Annotated in this window: 17 protein-coding genes and 1 tRNA gene; 16 read left to right on the top strand and 2 right to left on the bottom strand. The window is 75.8% G+C overall.

From position 1 onward, the window contains the following. Positions 1 to 524: 524 nt before the first annotated feature. From BLW63_RS08345 to BLW63_RS08335, 3 genes are read left to right on the top strand one after another with little or no spacing between them, the layout of a single operon-like run. Positions 525 to 1616, top strand: coding sequence for a resuscitation-promoting factor (locus BLW63_RS08345; protein ID WP_091153607.1), 1092 nt, complete (start codon positions 525 to 527; stop codon positions 1614 to 1616). After that, a complete protein-coding gene (rsmA, locus tag BLW63_RS08340; RefSeq protein WP_244522443.1) occupies positions 1546 to 2490 on the top strand; it encodes a 16S rRNA (adenine(1518)-N(6)/adenine(1519)-N(6))-dimethyltransferase RsmA in 945 nt (314 codons plus the stop codon). The genes BLW63_RS08345 and rsmA overlap by 71 nt, the downstream gene beginning before the upstream one ends. Beyond that, a complete protein-coding gene (locus BLW63_RS08335; protein WP_091153604.1) occupies positions 2487 to 3452 on the top strand; it encodes a 4-(cytidine 5'-diphospho)-2-C-methyl-D-erythritol kinase in 966 nt (321 codons plus the stop codon). Before rsmA ends, BLW63_RS08335 begins: the two co-directional genes overlap by 4 nt. 90 nt (positions 3453 to 3542) lie before the next feature. Here the strand turns inward: BLW63_RS08335 and BLW63_RS08330 are convergent, their stop codons facing one another. Continuing rightward, complete coding sequence (locus BLW63_RS08330) at positions 3543 to 4160, bottom strand: TetR/AcrR family transcriptional regulator (RefSeq protein WP_091154760.1); 618 nt, start codon at positions 4158 to 4160, stop codon at positions 3543 to 3545. Between the two features lie 107 nt (positions 4161 to 4267). Next, a complete protein-coding gene (locus BLW63_RS08325) occupies positions 4268 to 5257 on the bottom strand; it encodes an acyl-CoA desaturase (protein WP_091153601.1) in 990 nt (329 codons plus the stop codon). 172 nt (positions 5258 to 5429) lie between these two features. Between BLW63_RS08325 and BLW63_RS08320 the strand changes: the two genes are divergently transcribed. From BLW63_RS08320 to BLW63_RS08260, 13 genes are all read left to right on the top strand, one after another. Then, positions 5430 to 5502 (top strand) — tRNA-Gln (locus BLW63_RS08320). A 30-nt stretch (positions 5503 to 5532) separates the two neighbouring features. Continuing rightward, on the top strand, positions 5533 to 7029 hold the full coding sequence (gene glmU / locus BLW63_RS08315; protein WP_091153597.1) for a bifunctional UDP-N-acetylglucosamine diphosphorylase/glucosamine-1-phosphate N-acetyltransferase GlmU: 1497 nt from the start codon (positions 5533 to 5535) through the stop codon (positions 7027 to 7029). A gap of 48 nt (positions 7030 to 7077) precedes the next feature. Continuing rightward, positions 7078 to 8058 carry a ribose-phosphate diphosphokinase gene (locus BLW63_RS08310; protein WP_091154757.1) on the top strand — a complete coding sequence of 327 codons (981 nt, stop codon included), beginning with the start codon at positions 7078 to 7080 and terminating at the stop codon, positions 8056 to 8058. Positions 8059 to 8413: 355 nt separating this feature from the next. After that, positions 8414 to 9118, top strand: coding sequence for a 50S ribosomal protein L25/general stress protein Ctc (locus BLW63_RS08305; RefSeq protein ID WP_091154754.1), 705 nt, complete (start codon positions 8414 to 8416; stop codon positions 9116 to 9118). Positions 9119 to 9177: 59 nt separating this feature from the next. Continuing rightward, positions 9178 to 9765: an aminoacyl-tRNA hydrolase gene (gene pth / locus BLW63_RS08300; protein WP_091154752.1), complete on the top strand. Its 588-nt coding sequence runs from the start codon at positions 9178 to 9180 to the stop codon at positions 9763 to 9765. Positions 9766 to 9961: 196 nt separating this feature from the next. Further along, positions 9962 to 11449 (top strand): sugar transferase, encoded by a 1488-nt coding sequence (locus tag BLW63_RS08295; protein WP_244522442.1) that lies wholly within the window; start codon positions 9962 to 9964, stop codon positions 11447 to 11449. Between the two features lie 272 nt (positions 11450 to 11721). Continuing rightward, the gene (locus BLW63_RS08290; RefSeq protein ID WP_244522441.1) at positions 11722 to 12972 is read left to right on the top strand and encodes a DUF1972 domain-containing protein; all 1251 of its coding nucleotides are present in this window, start codon (positions 11722 to 11724) and stop codon (positions 12970 to 12972) included. Next, positions 12969 to 13718 (top strand): CDP-alcohol phosphatidyltransferase family protein, encoded by a 750-nt coding sequence (locus tag BLW63_RS08285; RefSeq protein ID WP_091153594.1) that lies wholly within the window; start codon positions 12969 to 12971, stop codon positions 13716 to 13718. The genes BLW63_RS08290 and BLW63_RS08285 overlap by 4 nt, the downstream gene beginning before the upstream one ends. After that, complete coding sequence (locus tag BLW63_RS08280) at positions 13715 to 14380, top strand: hypothetical protein (protein WP_091153590.1); 666 nt, start codon at positions 13715 to 13717, stop codon at positions 14378 to 14380. Before BLW63_RS08285 ends, BLW63_RS08280 begins: the two co-directional genes overlap by 4 nt. A gap of 4 nt (positions 14381 to 14384) precedes the next feature. Continuing rightward, positions 14385 to 15596 carry a glycosyltransferase gene (locus BLW63_RS08275; protein WP_091153587.1) on the top strand — a complete coding sequence of 404 codons (1212 nt, stop codon included), beginning with the start codon at positions 14385 to 14387 and terminating at the stop codon, positions 15594 to 15596. A gap of 139 nt (positions 15597 to 15735) precedes the next feature. Beyond that, positions 15736 to 16185: an FAD synthase family protein gene (locus BLW63_RS08270; RefSeq protein WP_091153583.1), complete on the top strand. Its 450-nt coding sequence runs from the start codon at positions 15736 to 15738 to the stop codon at positions 16183 to 16185. Further along, positions 16182 to 16925, top strand: coding sequence for a polysaccharide deacetylase family protein (locus BLW63_RS08265; RefSeq protein WP_091153580.1), 744 nt, complete (start codon positions 16182 to 16184; stop codon positions 16923 to 16925). The genes BLW63_RS08270 and BLW63_RS08265 overlap by 4 nt, the downstream gene beginning before the upstream one ends. A gap of 7 nt (positions 16926 to 16932) precedes the next feature. Further along, positions 16933 to 18189, top strand: a complete 1257-nt coding sequence (locus BLW63_RS08260) for an oligosaccharide flippase family protein (protein WP_091153577.1) — start codon at positions 16933 to 16935, stop codon at positions 18187 to 18189. Positions 18190 to 18421 lie beyond the last annotated feature (232 nt).

The following is an 18421-nucleotide window of genomic DNA, read 5'->3' as shown; positions in this document are numbered from 1 at the left end:
CGGGAGCCTCCGGCCCCCACTCCTCGCGCGATGACCTCGCGGTCCTCCGGACCGCACCGCGGCCAGGTGCCGTCCCCGACCTGCGTTGAGCCCTGCCCGGCGCTCGATCGCGGGAGCCTCCGGCCCCCACTCCTCGCGCCGCCTCGCGGGCGGCCCTCGTTGGCATAGTTCCCAGGCCCTGTGCCGTCGGCGTGATCGTGCTCTGGGCTCGATCACCTTGCTGACCTCACCCTGCGCAGTCGTCACACCCGTCCCACCCGGCGCGCCCGTCACCGACCGTGTCGGCGCGTCCCCGAGTCGACATCTCGCCTCGCTGGTTCACTCATCACGCACCGAAGTCAGACGCATCGCCTCCGTTATCGTGTCGTGACCAGCCGGGGTGGGGACCCACCCGGAGGGCACCGCGACCGGGAGCTCAGCCTCCCGGTCGTCCGCCGTCCGGGCCGGGACGCGCTCGGTACCCGCCAGCCGGCGTGGTGCCCGTGCGCCCCTCAACCCGGGTCTCCTGAGCCCCTGGAAGAGTCGTGCCCCGATCGCTGAAGTCCGTCCTCTTCGCCCTGGTCCTGCTGGGACTCGTGGGCGGTTCCGTGGCCTACGTCGCCGCGCAGAAGTCCCTGACGCTCACCGTCGACGGGCAGCCGCGGGAGGTGCGCACCTACGCCGGCACCGTCGGCGAGGTGCTCGAGGAGGAGGGGCTCGAGACGCAGTCGCACGACGTCGTCCTGCCCGACCCCGCGGCCGGCGTCGCGGACGGCGACACGGTGGTGCTCAACCGCGCCCGCCCGCTCACCCTCACCGTGGACGGCGTGCAGAGCGAGGTCTACGTGACCGCGCTGTCGGTCGACGAGGCGCTGGCCCAGCTCGGCTACCGCGCCGAGGACCTCGTCGTCTCCGCCAGCCGCAACGAGCGCCTCCCGCTCGACGGCATGGCGCTCTCGATCACCACGCCCAAGGCCGTGACCCTCGTCGTCGACGGCCAGGAGCGGATGGTCACCACCACCGCGGCCACCGCCGGCGACCTGCTCGCCGAGCAGGGCGTGGCGCTCGGCGCGACCGACCGGACCAGCCTGTACCCGGAGCAGGCGCTGCTGGCGCACATGCGGCTGCAGGTCTTCCGCGTGCAGGTCGGCGAGATCGCCGTCCCCACGCCGATCGACTACCGGACCGTCGAGACCGAGGACGCCAACGCGTTCGTGGGCGACGAGACGGTCACGCAGGAGGGCGTCGAGGGCGAGCAGGTGACCACCTTCCGGGTCACCGTCACCGACGGCTTCGAGACCGCCCGCGAGCAGCTGGCCACCACGGTCACCCGCGAGCCGGTCGACGAGCTGGTCACCGTCGGCACCAAGCCCCGCCCGGGCAACAAGCCCAGCGCGGACGGCCTGGACTGGGCCGCCCTGGCGGCGTGCGAGTCCGGCGGGCGCCCGAGCGCGGTGAGCGGCACCGGCAAATACCGGGGCATGTACCAGTTCTCGCAGGCGACGTGGAACGCTGTCGGGGGCAGCGGCGACCCGGCCGCCGCCTCGGCCGACGAGCAGACCTACCGTGCGCAGCTGCTCTACCAGCGCTCCGGCGCCGGCCAGTGGCCGCACTGCGGCTCGCGCCTCTTCAACTGATCGGATCCTGCTGAGCACGCCACCCGAGCACACGGACGGGCTGCTGGGACCGGCCGCCATCCGCGACCTGGCCCAGCAGCTCGAGCTGCGTCCGACCAAGACCCTCGGGCAGAACTTCCTGCACGACGCGAACACCATCCGGCGGATCGTGCGCACCGCCGAGCTCACCCCGCAGGACGTCGTGCTCGAGGTCGGCCCGGGGCTCGGCTCGCTGACCCTCGGGCTGCTCCCCGTCGCCGCGCACGTCACCGCGGTCGAGATCGACCCGCGGCTGGCCGCGCTGCTGCCGCGCACCGCCGCCGAGCGTGCTCCGACGCTGGCCGGCCGGCTGACCGTCGTCGAGGCCGACGCGCTGCGCGTCCAGGGGCTCCCCGACCCCGCCCCGACGGCGCTGGTCGCCAATCTGCCGTACAACGTGGCGGTGCCCGTCCTGCTGCACCTGCTGGAGCTGCTGCCCACGCTGCGGCGCGCGCTGGTGCTCGTCCAGGCCGAGGTCGCCGAGCGGCTCGCCGCGGCCCCGGGCTCGACGGCCTACGGCGTGCCGTCGGCGAAGGCCGCCTGGTACGGCGACGTGCGGCGGGCCGGCAACGTCGGACGCCGGGTCTTCTGGCCCGAGCCCAACGTCGACTCCGGCCTGGTCGCCCTGGACCGCCGTCCGCCGCCACCCGGGGACCGCGCCGCGACCTTCGCCGTCGTCGACGCCGCCTTCGCCACCCGCCGCAAGGGGCTCCGGGCGGCACTGGCCCGCTGGGCCGGCAGCCCGGCCGCCGCCGAGGCCCGGCTGCGCGCCGCGGGCATCGACCCGACCACCCGCGGCGAGCAGCTGTCGATCGCGGACTTCGCCCGACTGGCCGCGACGCAGGTCCCGGCATGAGCTGGTCCTCACCCGGGGGACCCGGCCGGCTGGCCGGCGACGGTGGCGTCGTCGCCCGGGCGCCGGCCAAGGTCAACGTGCACCTCGCGGTCGGGCCGCTGCGCCCGGACGGCTTCCACGAGCTGCGCACCGTCTACCTGGCCGTCTCGCTGTTCGACACGGTGACCGTGCGGCCCGGCGCTGGGCTCTCCCTCAGCGTCACCGGCGAGGGGACCACGGGCACCGGCCCCGACGCCGTCCCGACCGACCGCCGCAACCTGGTCTGGCGGGCCGCCGAGCTGCTCGCCGAGCGCGCCGGGGTGCCCGCCGACGCCGCCATCACCATCGACAAGTCGATCCCGGCCGCCGCTGGGCTGGCCGGCGGCAGCGCGGACGCCGCCGCGGCCCTGGTCGCCCTCGACGCGCTGTGGGGCACGCACGCCACCCGCGGAGAGCTGACCGCGCTCGCCGCCCGGCTCGGCAGCGACGTCCCGTTCAGCCTGCTCGGCGGGGTGGCCCTGGGCTCCGGCCGGGGCGAGCAGCTGTCGCCGGTGCTGGCCCGCCGCCGCTGGGACTGGGTGCTCGGCATCGCCGGCGAGGGACTGTCCACGCCGGCGGTCTACGCCGAGCTCGACCGGCTGCGGGCCGAGGGCCGGGTGCCCGGCGGCGAGGAGCTCGCCTCGCCGGACCCGGTCATCGCGGCGCTGCGCAGCGGGCCGGTCCCGGCGCTGGCCGCCGCGCTCGGCAACGACCTGCAGCCCCCGGCGCTGACGCTCCGACCGGACCTGCGGCGCGCGCTGCGGGCGGCGACCTCGGCCGGCGCCGCAGCGGCGCTGGTCAGCGGCTCGGGCCCGACGGTGGCCGCGCTCGCCCAGGACGAGGACTCCGCCGTCCGGCTGACCGCGGCGTTGGCCGGGGAGGGCGTGTACCGCACCGTCCGGGCCGTCCACGGCCCCGTGCCCGGCGCCCGACTGGTCGGCTGAAGAAGGGCCCGCGCCGCCTGTCCCCGTCCAGGGTCGGCCCCGTCCAGGGCACCGCCCTGAGCTCGCGAAGGGCGGGGAGGACGGGGTCCTTCAACCTGTGAGGGGGCCACTGGCCGGGCGCCGCCCCGCCGACGGCTGGAGGTGGCCCAGGCCGCCGTAGGCGAGGTCGACCAGGTGCGCGGCCACCTCCTCCTTGCCCGGGGAGCGCCGCGCCAGCCACCACTGGCCCGCCAGGGCCACCATCCCGACCAGGGCCTGGCTGTAGAGCCCGGCCGGGGCCGGGTCGTGGCCCCGGGCGTCGAGCTGGGCGCCCATGACGTGCTCGACCCGGTGCGCTACCTCGCCGATCAGCGACGCGTGGCCGTCGGCGGAGCCGGCGACGGGGGAGTCCCGGGAGAGCACCCGGAAGCCGTCGGTGTCCTCCTCGATGTAGTCCAGCAGCACCAGCGCGGCCCGCTCCAGCAGCCGGCGCGGCGAGCCGCCGGCGGCGAGCGCGGCGGTGAAGCGGTCCAGCAACCGCTGCATCTCCCGGTCGACGACGACGGCGTAGAGCTCCTCCTTGCCGCCGCTGAAGTGCTCGTAGACCACCGGCTTGCTGACCTCGGCGCGCGCGGCCAGCTCCTCGATGGAGGTGCCGTCGTAGCCGCGCCGGGCGAAGACCTCCCGGCCGACGTCGAGCAGCTGCTGGCGCCGCTGGGTACCGGTCATGCGCACCCGGGGCCGCGCCGCGCCGCCGGCCACGGCGCCCGACGCGCTCCGGCCCCGTCCAGAGGCTCGCTCTGAGCCTGCGAAGGGTGAGGGGGACGGGGTGTTCTTCAGGACGCGGCCGTCGCGGGCGTGCGGCGCTTGGCCGCCAGCCGGACCGGGTCGGGCCACTTGACCGCGTGCGCCCAGCCGAGCTTCTCGAACAGCCAGATCACCCGGGCGCTGATGTCGACCTGCCCGCGCAGCACGCCGTGCCGGGCGCAGGTCGGGTCGGCGTGGTGCAGGTTGTGCCAGGACTCCCCAGCGCTGAGGATCGCCAGCGGCCAGAAGTTGGTGGCGCGGTCCCGCGAGACGAACGGCCGGTCCCCGACGACGTGGCAGACCGAGTTGATCGACCAGGTCACGTGGTGCAGCAGCGCCACCCGCACCAGCCCGGCCCAGAAGAACGCCGTCCAGGCGCCGGTCCAGCTCGCCGTGACCAGGCCGCCGATGACGGCCGGCAGCGCCAGGCTGAGGAACGCCCACACGACGAACAGCCGGCTGGTCCGGCGTAGCCCGGTGTCCTTGATCAGGTCGGGGGCATAGCGCTCGGCGTTGGTCTGCCGCCGGTCGAACAGCCAGCCCAGGTGCGCGTGCCACATGCCCTTGAGCAGCGCGCGGGCGTCGGTGCCGTAGCGCCACGGCGAGTGGGGGTCACCCTCGCGGTCGGAGAAGGCGTGGTGACGGCGGTGGTCGGCCACCCACTGCACGACCGGCCCCTGGATCGCCATGCAGCCGACGACGGCCAGCGCGATCCGCAGCGGCCGGGTGGCCTTGAACGAGCCGTGGGTGAAGTGCCGGTGGTAGCCGACCGTGATACCCAGCAGCGTGAGGGCGTAGAAGCCGACCGCCAGACCCACGTCGAGCCAGGACAGTCCCCAGCCCCACGCGGCGGGGACGACGGCGGCCAGGGCGAGGAACGGCACGACCACGAACACGTAGAGGGTGACCTGCTCCAGCGCCCCCTTCTCCTTGCCCAGGGCGTTCGCCGGGAGGCCGGCGTCGGGGTCGGCAGGCCGGCGGACCGGGGCCGTGGGCCGGGTGCTGGCAGGAGCGGACAAGCGGCCTCCAGGTCGCGTCGTGCGGTCCGGCGAGGCCGCCGTACCGGTACGGGACCGTAAGCTACGTCACCGTAGGGAGCCCCGCCCGCCGAGCCCGGGCGCGGTACCCGATGGCCCGAGCGGCGGACGCCTAGGCTCTCGTCGGACGCCGGTCCGGCGTCCGCGCCCGCGATGGGGGATGGGGTAATCGGCAGCCCGCCGGCCTTTGGAGCCGGGAAGTCTCGGTTCGAGTCCGAGTCCCCCAGCAGACGTCGACGTCCAGGCCGAGGAGACCCGTGTCCGAACCGCTGCCGCCCGGTGCCGCTCCCGAGGGCGGGATCGCCGCCGTCGTCGTCCTCGCCGCCGGGCAGGGCACCCGGATGAGGTCCGCGACGCCGAAGGTGCTGCACGCCCTCGGCGGGCGCAGCATGCTCGGTCACGTCCTGGCCGCGGCCGCGCCGCTGGTCGCCCGGCACACCCTCGTGGTGGTCGGCGCCGGCCGGGAGGCCGTGGAGGAGCACCTGGCGCAGGTCGCCCCGGGCGCGCGGCCGGTGCTGCAGGAGGAACAGCGCGGGTCGGGGCACGCGGCGGCGGTCGCGCTGGCCGCCGTCCCCGACCTCGAGGGGCCGGTGCTGCTGGTCAACGGCGACGCCCCGCTGCTGCGCCCGGAGACGGTGACGGCGCTGGTCGAGGCGCACCGCGCCGCGGGCGCCGTGCTCACCGTGCTCACCGCCGAGGTCGACGACCCGACCGGCCTGGGCCGGATCGTGCGGGACGGCGACGGCGCTGTGCGGGCCATCGTCGAGCAGCGCGACGCCACCCCCGAGCAGCGGGCCATCCGCGAGATCAACGCCGGCGTCTACGTCGGCGAGGCGGCCGCGCTGCGCCGGGCGCTGGGCTCGCTGCGCGAGGACAACGACCAGGGCGAGCAGTACCTCACCGACGTCCTCGGGCTGCTCGTCGCCGAGGGCGCCCCGGTCGCCGGCGTCCCCGCCGAGGACCCCGTCGACGTGCTCGGCTGCAACGACCGCCGGGAGCTCGCCGCCCGCCGCCGCACCCTCAACGACCGCGTGCTCGACGACCTGATGCGCTCCGGCGTCACCGTCGTCGACCCCGCCACCACGTGGGTCGACGTGACCGTCACCGTCGCGGCGGACGCCCTGCTCGAGCCCGGCGTCCACCTGCGGGGGACGACGTCGGTCGCCACCGGCGCGGTCGTCGGCCCGGACACCACCCTCGTCGACACCACCGTCGAGGAGGGCGCGAGCGTGGTGCGCTCGCACGTGCTGGGCGCGGTCGTCGGCCCGCGCGCCACCGTCGGCCCGTTCAGCTACCTGCGCCCGGGCACCCGGCTGGCGGCCGCGTCGAAGGTCGGCGCCTTCGTCGAGACCAAGAACGTGCAGGTCGGCGAGGACTCCAAGGTGCCCCACCTGTCCTACGTCGGGGACGCCACGATCGGGCGGGGCTCGAACGTCGGCGCGGCGACGGTGTTCGTGAACTACGACGGCGTCGCCAAGCACCACACCCGGGTCGGCGACCACGTGCGCATCGGCTCGGACACCATGCTCGTGGCGCCGGTCACCGTGGGGGACGGCGCCTACACCGCGGCCGGCTCGGTGATCACCAACGACGTCCCCCCGGGGGCGATGGGCGTCGCGCGGGCCCGCCAGCGCAATGTGGCAGGCTGGGTGCGACGGCGCCGTCCCGGGACGGCCGCCGCGCAGGCCGCCGAGGCGGCCGTGGATGCAGGGGCCGAGGCGGCGGCCCACACTCGCGCGGAGGCGTCCGAGTAGGGCCCGCCGGCCGCCCGACCGACGCGACGAGCAGGGGTGGACGAGCCGATGAGCGCGATCCGGCAGACGACCAGCAAGAGCCTGATGCTGTTCTCCGGTCGGGCCCACCCCGAGCTGGCCGACGAGATCGCCGGGCACCTCGGCGTGACGCCGACGCCCACCGCGTCCTACGAGTTCGCCAACGGCGAGCTCTTCGTCCGCTTCGAGGAGTCCGTCCGCGGCTGCGACGCGTTCATCGTCCAGAGCCACACCGCGCCGATCAACACCTGGCTCATGGAACAGCTGCTCATGGTGGACGCCGCCAAGCGCGCGTCGGCCAAGCGGATCACCGTCGTCGCCCCGTTCTTCCCCTACGCCCGGCAGGACAAGAAGCACCGCGGCCGCGAGCCCATCTCCGCCCGCCTGGTCGCCGACATGTTCAAGATCGCCGGCGCCGACCGGCTGATGACCGTCGACCTGCACACCGCGCAGATCCAGGGCTTCTTCGACGGCCCGGTCGACCACCTCTTCGCCCTCGACCTGCTCGTCGAGAACGTCAAGGAGCGCTGGGGCGACCGGGAGATCACCGTGGTCTCGCCGGACTCCGGGCGGGTGCGCGTCTCGGAGCGGTGGAGCGACAGGCTCGGCGGCGTCCCACTGGCCTTCATCCACAAGACCCGCGACCCGATGAAGCCCAACGAGGTCGTCGCCAACCGCGTCGTCGGTGAGGTGGAGGGCCGGGTCTGCATCCTGGTCGACGACATGATCGACACCGGCGGCACGATCGTGAAGGCCGCCGAGACGCTGTTCGACGCCGGTGCCGCCGACGTCATCGTCTGCGCCACCCACGGCGTCCTGTCCGGCGCGGCGGTCGACCGGCTGAAGAACAGCCGGGTCAGCGAGGTCATCGTGACCAACACGCTGCCCATCGAGCCGGCTCGCCAGTTCGACAAGCTCACGGTCCTCTCGATCGCCCCGCTGCTCGCGCGCGCGATCAAGGAGGTCTTCGAGGACGGCTCCGTGACCAGCCTCTTCGGCGGGGCGAGTTGATCTGTCGCCCTACCGGACGACGACCGCAGCCACGTGCCGTCCCCGGCCTGCGCTGAGCTGTTCCCACGTCCTTCCTCGGGGACCCTCCGGGCCCCGCTCGGCAGGCCGGCCTCGCAGGGCGGCTCCTGTCCCAGCGTCTGCGTCCCCCGTCCCGTCCGTCCTCGGGGGACCCTGCGGGCCCCCGCTCCGACGGACCGCTGCGCGTCTGCCGCGGCTCCCCGGGTACGCTGACCAGGTTGCCCGGCGAGGGAGCGGTCCTTCCGACTCCGTGATCGACGTGCGTGTGCCCTCGAGGGCGTGCCGCGCCGTGTGCCGGCCACCGACCCGGATCCACCTCCCCGAGGAGCACACCACCGTGGCTGACTTCCGCCTCGTCGCCGAGGCCCGCACCGAGTTCGGCAAGGGCGGCGCCCGCCGCACCCGCCGGGCCGGCCGCGTCCCCGCCGTCCTCTACGGGCACGGCCAGGACGTCGTCCACCTGTCCCTGCCGGCCCGCGAGTTCGCCGCGGCGCTGCGCAACGGCGGCAGCAACGCCCTGCTCACCGTCGTCCTGGACGGCAAGGAGCAGCTGGCGCTCACCAAGTCCGTGCAGCGCGACCCGCTGACCCGCGTCCACGAGCACGTCGACCTGCTCCTCGTGCGCCGCGGGGAGAAGACCGTCGTGGACGTCCCGATCGTCGTGGTGGGCGAACCCGGTGTGGACGCGATCCCGAACCACCAGCTCAACACCATCTCGATCGAGGCCGAGGCGACCCACCTCCCCGAGACCATCGAGGTCGACGTCACCGGTCGAACCGCCGGGCAGAACATCACCGCGGGCGACATCGTGCTGCCCGCCGGCGCCACGCTGGTCACCGACGCCGAGGCGCTCGTCATCGGCTTCCTCGGTGCGCCCACCGCCGAGGCCCTCGAGGCCGAGCTCGCCGAGGCCGAGGCCGAGGCCGGCATCGAGCGCGAGGAGTCCGCGCCCGCCGAGGAGGGCGTCGGCGAGGGCGACGTCGTCTCCGAGCCCCAGGACCAGGGCAGCGGCGAGTCGATGGAGTCCGCCGAGAAGGGCTGAGCGTCCTGACCGAGAGCTCGACCCGCAGGGGCGCCGGCGATGCCGGCGCCCCTGTGGCCGTGTCCGAGGGCCCCTTCCTCGTCGTCGGGCTGGGCAACCCCGGGCCCTCCTACGCCGCCAACCGGCACAACGTCGGCGCGATGGTTCTCGACGAGCTGGCCGCCCGCGCCGGGGTGAAGCTGTCCCCCGGCAAGGGGAAGCGGGCGCGGACGCTGATCGGCGAGGGGCGGCTGGCCGGCCGCCGCGTCGTGCTGGCCCGGCCGACGTCCTACATGAACGAGTCCGGCGGCCCGGTCCGCGGCCTGCTGGACTACCACTCCATCCCGGCCACCGACCTCGTGGTGCTGCACGACGAGCTCGACATCCCCTTCGCCAGCGTGCGGCTCAAGCGTGGCGGCGGCGAGGGCGGGCACAACGGGCTGCGCGCGATCACCCGGTCGACCGGCACCAAGGAGTACCTGCGGGTGCGCGTCGGCATCGGCCGCCCGCCCGGCCGGCAGGACCCGGCCGACTTCGTCCTCAAGGACTTCTCCGCCACCGAGCGCAAGGAGCTCGACCTCCTGGTCGCGGAGGCCGCCGACGCGGCCGAGGAACTCCTCGCGCAGGGCCTCGAGGCCGCGCAGAACGTCGTCCACCCCCGCACCTGACCGCGCCCCCGGGTGGGTGAGCCGCCGTCCCCAACGAGTGAACGGGCCCGGCTCGCATTGACCCCCTCGTGACTGACTGTGATGGTCGGTCCGATGTCGGGCACCGTGCCCGGGCAAACTCCCTGGTGACAGTCGGGTCGTTGCCCTCGCACGGGTGATGCCGACTACACGTTGTGACGCGTGTCCGGGGGGAACCGTGCTGCTCGACCAATCCACCATCCGACTCGGGACGGCATCCCGCGCCGCCTTGGCGCCGCCGTCCTCGTCCCGCCGTGCCCGGCTCCGGCGGGGCGGAGCCGTCTGGGCCGGCCGGTACTCGCGCGCCCTGACCGGCTTCGAGGTCGCGGCCGCCGCGGTCGCCGCCAGCACCGTCCTGGGCGCCCACCCGCAGGCCTCGTCCACGAGCGCGCTGTTCTGGGCCAGCCTCGGCCTCGTCGTCGTCTGGCCGGTGCTGCTGCACGCCACCGGCGCGCACGCCGAGCGGGTCTTCGGCACCGGCAGCGACGAGTACCGCGCCGTCGGCACGGCCGGTTTCGCGCTGCTGGCCGTCGCCGGCTTCGTCTCCTACGCCGCGGACCTCGACCTCAGCCGGGCCCTGGTCGTCGTCGCCGTCCCCGCGCTCACCCTGGTCACCCTGCTCGGCCGGTTCGCCGCCCGCTGCGCGCTGCGCGGCCTGCGCGCGCAGGGGCGCTGCACCAAGCGGGTCGTGGTCGTGGGCCGCGGCACCGCCGCTCTCGAGCTGGTCGACCGGCTGCGCCGCGAGCACTTCGCCGGGCTGGAGGTCGTCGCCGCCTGCGTGACCCCGGACGACCGCGACCGGGTGGCCCGCACCGCCGGCGTCCCCGTCGGCGGGCTGGACGACGTCGTGACGCTCGCCGGGCAGCTCGGCGCGGACACCATCGCCGTCACCTCCGCCAGCGAGACCGCCTCGCACTACCTGCGCTCGCTGTCCTGGCAGCTGGAGGGCACCGGGATCGAGCTGCTCGTCGCGCCGGGCCTCATCGAGGTCGCCGGCCCCCGGCTGCACATCCGCCCGTTCGAGGGGCTGCCGCTGCTGTCGGTGGAGCAGCCCCGCTTCGAGGGCTGGCAGCGGGTGGTGAAGGGCGGGCTGGACCGCGCGGTCGCCGCCCTGGCGCTGGTGCTGCTCGCCCCCGCACTGCTGACCATCGGGGTGGCCGTCAAGGTCACGAGCCCCGGCCCCGTGCTCTACCGCCAGGAGCGGGTGGGCGTGAACGGGCAGGCCTTCACGATGCTGAAGTTCCGCAGCATGGTCGTCGACGCCGACCGTCAGGTCGACGCGCTGAAGGCGCAGAACATCTCCGACGGCCTGCTGTTCAAGATGCGCGTGGACCCGCGGGTCACCCCGGTCGGCCGCGTGCTGCGCCGGCTGTCGCTGGACGAGCTGCCGCAGCTGCTCAACGTCCTCGGCGGCTCGATGTCGCTGGTCGGTCCGCGCCCGCCGCTGCCCGGCGAGGTCGCCCGCTACGACACCTCGGTCAGCCGCCGGCTTCTGGTCAAGCCCGGGCTCACCGGCCTGTGGCAGATCTCCGGCCGCTCCGACCTGCCGTGGGAGGAATCGGTGCGGCTGGACCTCCGGTACGTCGAGAACTGGTCGCTCGCCATGGACCTGCTGATCCTCGTGAAGACCGTGCGCGCCGTCGTCAGCAGCTCCGGCGCGTACTGAAGAAGGACTTCCCTGCCCCCTTGAAGGACCCCCTCGCCCCCCGCCACTCGCAGGCTCGCAGCGGGCCCCTGCGAGGGGGCCATCAGGGCTCCCGCGGGGCCTTGCAGGGAGGCCGACCTGCACCCCCACGGGGTGCCCCCTGGGGGTGAGGGCACCCGCCGCAGGCCTCCCCACCGGCGCGGAGTCCGTCAATGCTCACCGAGGGCGACGGGATCCGTGCGCCCTGCACGAGACGTCGTCCGCACAGCTCGGACGCGAGACGGAGGTTCCCCTTGAACCGCTTCAGCATCGCCATGGTCGGCACGCGCGGCGTGCCGGCCCGGTACGGCGGGTTCGAGACCGCCGTGGAGGAGATCGGCCGCCGGCTGGCCGACGGCGGGCACCGGGTGGTCGTCTACTGCCGCACCGTCCCCGGGGCGGAGGAGCCGCCGCCGGCCGAGCACCTCGGCATGGAGCTGGTGCACCTGCCGGCCGCCCGCCGCCGCTCCCTGGAGACCCTCAGCCACACCGCCCTGTCGGTCCGCCACCTGATCGCCCACCCCACCGACGCGGCCATCGTCTTCAACGCCGCCAACTCGCCGCTGCTGCCGGCGCTGCGCGCCGCCGACATCCCGGTCGCCACGCACGTGGACGGGCTGGAGTGGAAGCGCGCCAAGTGGGGCGGCGCCGGACGCCGGTATTACCGGGCCGCCGAGGCGCTCGCCGTCCGCTGGTCCGACGCGCTCATCGCCGACGCGCAGGGCATCGCCGACTACTACCGCGACGCCTTCGCCGCGCCGACCACGCTGCTGACCTACGGCGCGCCGCTCATCGAGCCCGGTGCGGACCGGCTGGCCGAGCTCGGCCTGGAGCCCCGCGGTTACCACCTGGTCGTCGCCCGGTTCGAGCCGGAGAACCACGTCGACGTCATCGTCGAGGGCTACGCCGCGAGCGCGGCCACCAAGCCGCTCGTCGTCGTCGGCTCGGCGCCCTACGCCGACGAGTACACCGCGCGGGTGCACGCGCTGGCCGACGACCGGGTGCGCTTCCTCGGCGGCGTCTGGGACCAGGAGCTGCTCGACCAGCTGTACGCCCACTGCGCCACCTACCTGCACGGGCACTCCGTCGGCGGCACCAACCCCTCGCTGCTGCGCGCGATCGGCGCGGGCGCGGCCGTCACCGCCTTCGACGTCGACTTCAACCGCGAGGTCGTCGCCGACGCGGGGCGGTACTTCCGCACCCCGGCCGATGTGGTCCGCGAGGTCGAAGCGGTGGAGGCCGACCCCGAGTGGGTCACCCACTCGGGACGGCGCGCCCGCGAGCTGGCCGGCGGCTACGACTGGGACCAGGTCGCCGCCGGCTACGAGGAGCTCGCCCGGGCGCTGGCAGAGCGCCGGTTCCCGGTCCGCCGTCCCTCGGGGCGCCGCCGGCCGACAGTGGCCGACGCGCCGGTGGCCCCGCGCCCGGTGCGGCCGGCCGCGGACGTCGTCCCGCTGCCCGCGCCCGCCCCCGCGGTCGAGGACCTCCCGGCGGTGCGGCCGTGACCGCCGCCGTCGGGACCCGCCCTGCCGAGGACCTGCGGACGACGGTCCGCCGGCTCGCCGCGGCGCAGAAGGGGGCGACCGGCGCCCCGGCCTACTCGCGCTTCGTCAACCGGCCGCTGGGCCGGCTGTTCGCCGCGCTGGCCTTCCACGCCGGGCTCACGCCCAACGCGGTCACCGCAGTCAGTGCCGCGTCCACCGCCACCGGCGTCGCGCTGCTCGCCCTGGCTCCGCCCTCGGTGCCGATGGGCCTGGCGGTCGCCGCGTGCCTGGTGCTCGGGTACGCGCTCGACGCCGCCGACGGCCAGCTGGCGCGACTGCGCGGCGGCGGCTCGCCGGCGGGGGAGTGGCTCGACCACATGGTCGACGCCGCCAAGGCCTCCAGCCTGCACCTGGCCGTGCTGATCGGCTGGTACCGCGCCGACGTCGTCGACGGGGCCTGGCTGCTGGTGCCGCTGGGCTACTGCGTCGTCGACGCCGTCACCTACTTCGGCACGATGCTCAACGAGGCGCTGCGCGCCCAGCACGGGGTCGCCACCCGCGCGCAGCGCACCGCCCAGCGGGTCGGCGTGGGCCGCTCGCTGCTGACGCTGCCGACCGACTACGGCCTGCTGGCCTGCGTCTTCGTCCTGTTCGGGGCGCCCGCGCTGTTCGTCCCGACCTACACCCTCCTCTTCCTGGCGGCGGCGGCCTTCCTCGCCCTTGCCTCGGTCAAGTGGTTCCGCGAGATGGGCAGGCTGCCGCGATGAGCACCGACACCGGGACGCCCGCGTCCCCTCCGACCCCCGCCCGGCGCCGCCGGCTGCTGCTCGCCGCAGCCGCTGCCGCGGTACTGGCCGTCCTCGTCACCCTCGGGGTGGTCCTCGGCGGCGACGAGGAGGCGACGAGCGCACCGCCGGACGCAACAGCGACACCCACGGAGGCCCCCGCAGCCACTCCGGAACCGGCCGTCGTGCCGCAGCTGCCGACGCCGGAGCCCACCGGCCCCACCGAGGACGTCGACGAGCCGCCGCCGTCGCTGCCGGAGGTGCCGCTGGACGCCGAGGGCGCGGTCGGGGACGGCGTCGTCGTCACGCTGCCGGCCATCGAGGCGATCGAGGGCACCGGTGTCGGCCCGGGCAACATCGCCGGCCCGGCCCTGCGGGTCACCGTGCGCATCAAGAACGGCACGGCCGAGCCGGTCGCGCTCGGCGGGGTCGCCGTGAACCTCGCCCACGGCCCCGACCGGACGCCGGCCTCGCCGCTGGACGACCCCTCGCGGCGCCCGTTCGCCACGATGGTCGAGCCCGGGCAGTCGGCCGAGGGCGTCTACGTCTTCACCGTCCCCGCCGACGCCCGCGACCAGGTGACGATCGAGGTCGGCTACGAGGCCGGCGCCCCGCTGCTGCAGTTCACCGGCCCGGTGGCCTGACCCGGTGACCGTCCCCGCCCCCCGCCGGCCCCCGGAGCCCGTCCCCGCCGCCCGGCCGCCGCTGCTCGTCGTCCACCCGGGTGCCGAGCTCTACGGCGCCGACCGGGTGCTGCTGGAGTCGGCCACCGCGCTCGCCGCCCGGTTCACCGTGACGGTCGCCGTCCCCGGACCCGGGCCACTGGTCGGCGAGCTGGCGGCCCGCGGGGTGCGGGTGGAGACCTGCCCGATGCCGGTGCTGCGCAACGCCGCGCTGCGGCCCCGCGGGGCGCTGCGGCTGCTCGCCGACGCCGTGCGCGGCACGCTGCCCGCGCTGCGGCTGCTGCGCCGGCACGGGGTCGCCGGCGTCTACGTCAACACCCTCACCCTCCCGTCGTGGCCGCTGCTCGCGCGGCTGGCCGGCCGCCGGTCGGTGTGCCACGTGCACGAGGCCGAGCAGTCCGCGCCACGGCTGCTGCGGCTCGGGATGGCGCTGTGCCCGGCGCTGGCCGACCGGGTCGTGGCCAACAGTCGGTTCACCCTCGAGGTGCTCGCCGAGGTCGCACCGCGGCTGCGCCGGCGCAGCACCGTCGTGCCCAACGCCGTCCGCGGCCCGGCGGACCCGGAGCCGGCGCGCGCCGAGCTGACCGGCCCGCTGCGGCTGCTCTACGTCGGCCGGCTGTCCCCGCGGAAGGGTCCGCAGGTCGCCGTCGCGACGCTGCAGGAGCTGCGGTCCCGCGGAGTCGACGCCCGGCTGACCCTCGTCGGCTCGGTCTTCGAGGGCTACGAGTGGTTCGCCGACGAGCTGCGCAGCACGGTCGCCGACGCCGGGCTGGGCGACCGGGTCGAGTTCGCCGGGTTCACCGCCGACGTCTGGCCACACCTGGCCGCCGCCGACGTCGCGCTGGTGCCCTCGATCGGCGACGAGTCGTTCGGCAACACCGCCGTCGAGGCGGTGCTCGCCGCCCGGCCGCTCGTGGTCAGCGCGCACAGCGGGCTGCGCGAGGCCGCGGCCGGTTACGCCGCCGCGCAGGCGGTGGACGCGGGTCGGCCCGAGGAGTGGGCCGACGCCGTCCAGCGGCTGACCGCCGACTGGCCGGCGACGCGGACGGCGGCACTCGCCGACGCCGCCGAGGCCCGCCGCCGGCACGCGCCCGAGCGCTACCGGGACGAGCTGGTCGCCGCGGTGGCCGGCCCGGACGCCGTCCCGGCTCCCCCGCACGCCGTCCTCTCGCGGTGACCGAACGTCACCAGACGTCGGGGCTGCGGTGCTGGTCACGGCCCCGAACGGGTGGCGGAACCCCATCGGGTGATGACGGTCGGTCACCGCGGCTGATGGACTCCCCGGTGCACCAATCGTCCACGGGGGGAATCCAGACGTGCCAGTGATCGGCTATGCGCCCGGTGCCTACGACCTGTTCCACATCGGGCACCTGAACATCCTCAAGCACGCGGCGGAGCACTGCGACCGGCTGGTCGCCGGCGTGGTGGCCGACGAGGTGCTGCTGCAGACCAAGGGCCGGCTGCCGCTCGTCCCGCTCGCGGAGCGGATGGAGATCGTCCGCAGCATCCGCTGCGTGGACGACGTGCACGCCGAGGTGGTCCCGGACAAGCTCGACACCTGGCGCGAGGTCCGCTTCGACGTCCTCTTCAAGGGCGACGACTGGCGGGGCACCCCCAAGGGGCTCGCGCTCGAGCGCGACTTCGCCGCGGTCGGCGTGGAGGTCCGCTACTTCCCGTACACGATGCACACGTCGAGCACCGCGCTGCGCCGTGCGCTGGCGGCCCTCGAGGCCCCCGCGTCGGCCGGGGCCGGAGCCGCCCGGTGAGCGTCGCGACCGCCGCCCGGGTGCGGCTGCCCCTCCCGCCGGTGCTGATGTACCACTCGATCAGCCCGTCGCGCGAGCCCGACCCGCACCGGCTGCGCGTGCACCCCGACCGGCTCGACCGGCACCTGCGGCTGCTGCGCCGGCTGGGGCTGCGGGGCGTCTCGCTCACCGAGCTGGTGCGCGCCGCCGACCGCGGCGCGGCCGCGGGGCTGGTCGGGCTCACCTTCGACGACGGCTACACCGACTTTTGCGACTCCGCCGTCCCGGTGCTGCAGCGGCACGGGATGACGGGCACCGTGTACGTCGTCGCCGGCCGCATGGGCGGGCAGAACGAGTGGGACACCGGCCCGCGCTTCGACATCATGACGGCCGACCAGGTGCGCGCCGTCGCCGCGGCCGGCCAGGAGGTCGGCAGCCACACGATGACGCACGCCCGGCTGGCCGGCGCCGACCCGGCCGTCCTCGCCGCCGAGGTGGGGGAGAGCCGCCGGGTGCTGGAGGACGTGCTGCAGGCCGAGGTGGCGAGCTTCTGCTACCCCTACGGCTCCTACGACCAGGCCGCGGCCGACGCCGTCCGGGCCGCCGGCTACGACAACGCCTGCGTCACCGGCGACTACCGGCCCGGCGACCGGGTCACGCTCCCGCGCTGCTACGTCAGCCCGCGCGACACCCGGGCGCACGTCGTGGCCCGGCTCGCCCGGCACGCGGTGCGGCTGCGGCACGCCTCGTCCCGGGACTGAGCCGGCGGTGAGGGGGAGGCTGGCGCGCCTGCTGAGCCGCCGCGCGACCGCGGCGGTGCTCGGGCAGGGCACCCAGGCGCTGGCCGGGCTGGCGCTGCAGGTGGCCGCCGCGCGGCTGCTGGGTGCCGGCGGCCTGGCCGTCTTCGCCCTCGCGTACGGGGCGCTGGTCCTGGGGACGGCGGTCTGCAGCGGCCTGGTCGGCGACTCGCTGACCGTGCTGGACCGCGCCGACCGGGGCACCCGGGCCGGCCTGCACGTGTGGACGGCGCTGGTCGCCACCGCCGTGGGGCTGGCCGGCGCGGCCGCGGCGCTGCTCAGCGGGCTGGTGCCGGTGTGGGCCGGGCTGCTGCTCGGGCCGGCCTGCGCGGCGTTCGTCGTCGAGGACACGCTGCGCCGGCTGCTCATGGCGACCGGCCGGTACCGCGCGCTGCCGCTGGTCGACCTCACCAGCCTCGCCGGGGCTCTCGCGGCACTGGGCGTCGCGGGGCTGACCGGTGGGGTCAGCCTCGCGTCCTTCGTGGTGGCGCTGCTCCTGGGCCAGGTCGCGGCCGCGGCCGTGGCGTGGTGGCGCGTGCCAGCGGGCGAGCGGCCGCGCGGCCCGTGGCGCCGTCCCGACCTGCGCGGCGTGGCCGCCTTCGGCACCTGGCGGGCAGCCGCGCAGACGGTCCGGCCCGGCTCGCTCACCCTGCTGCGGGTGCTGGTCGTGGCGGCGGTCGGGGCCGCGGCGTACGGGCCGCTGGAGGCCGCCCGCGTCTACACCGCCCCGACGCTGACCCTGGTCGCCGGCATCGGCTCGTTCCTGCTGCCGCACTTCGTCGGGCTGCGTGTCCGGCCGATGGTGGAGAGCCTGCGCGTGGCCGACCGCGCGGCGACGGGCCTGGCCGCGGGCGTCGGTGCGGTCGGGGTCGCCGGGCTGCTCGTGCTGCCGTGGCTGGGCCCGGTGCTCACCGGCGGGGACTACGCGGTGCCCGCCGCCGCCGTCGCGGGCTGGTCGGTCTACGCCGTCGCCGGCGCGGTGCTGCTGCCGTACTCCTCGCTGGCGTCGGTGCACGGCGGCCAGCGCCGGGTGCTGGCGCTGCGCGCGCTGGAGCTCGGCGCGCTGGGTGCGGTCGCCGCCCTGGTCCTCCTGGCGCCCGGTGCGGTGGCCTGGACGCCGCTGGCCCTGGCGCTCGGCCCGGCGTTGGCCGCGCTCGCCGTCCGGCAGCTCGTGGTGGTGCCGCTGACGCGGGCCACCGCCGCGGCCCCAGCGTTCGCCCCTGCCTGACCGAGCTCGTCGGGGCGTCGCGGTCGGCCGCGGGCAGCCTTGCCGGCGTTCCTCGCGCTCTGCCGGTCCTGCAGCACCCGCAGTGCACGAGATCGGCCGGCAATGGGTCTGCCGCCTGCTGAATGAGTGCCTGCCGGCCCGCACCCGTTGTGTTGCGGCGGAGCCTGTGGGGCCACCGCACGCTCAGGGCCCCGCAACACCCACCGAACTCGGCGACCTGGACCACACCATC

The sequence above is a fragment of the Geodermatophilus africanus genome (genome assembly GCF_900107105.1).
GTDB lineage: Bacteria > Actinomycetota > Actinomycetes > Mycobacteriales > Geodermatophilaceae > Geodermatophilus > Geodermatophilus africanus.
This window is presented reverse-complemented; position numbering and strand designations above follow the sequence as displayed.

Coding starts and splice junctions, on each gene's coding strand:
- BLW63_RS08330 (WP_091154760.1), bottom strand. CDS start 4,160: ATGACCGGTACCCAGCGGCGCCAGCAGCTGCTCGACGTCGGCCGGGAG.
- BLW63_RS08280 (WP_091153590.1), top strand. CDS start 13,715: ATGAGCACCGACACCGGGACGCCCGCGTCCCCTCCGACCCCCGCCCGG.
- BLW63_RS08310 (WP_091154757.1), top strand. CDS start 7,078: ATGAGCGCGATCCGGCAGACGACCAGCAAGAGCCTGATGCTGTTCTCC.
- BLW63_RS08335 (WP_091153604.1), top strand. CDS start 2,487: ATGAGCTGGTCCTCACCCGGGGGACCCGGCCGGCTGGCCGGCGACGGT.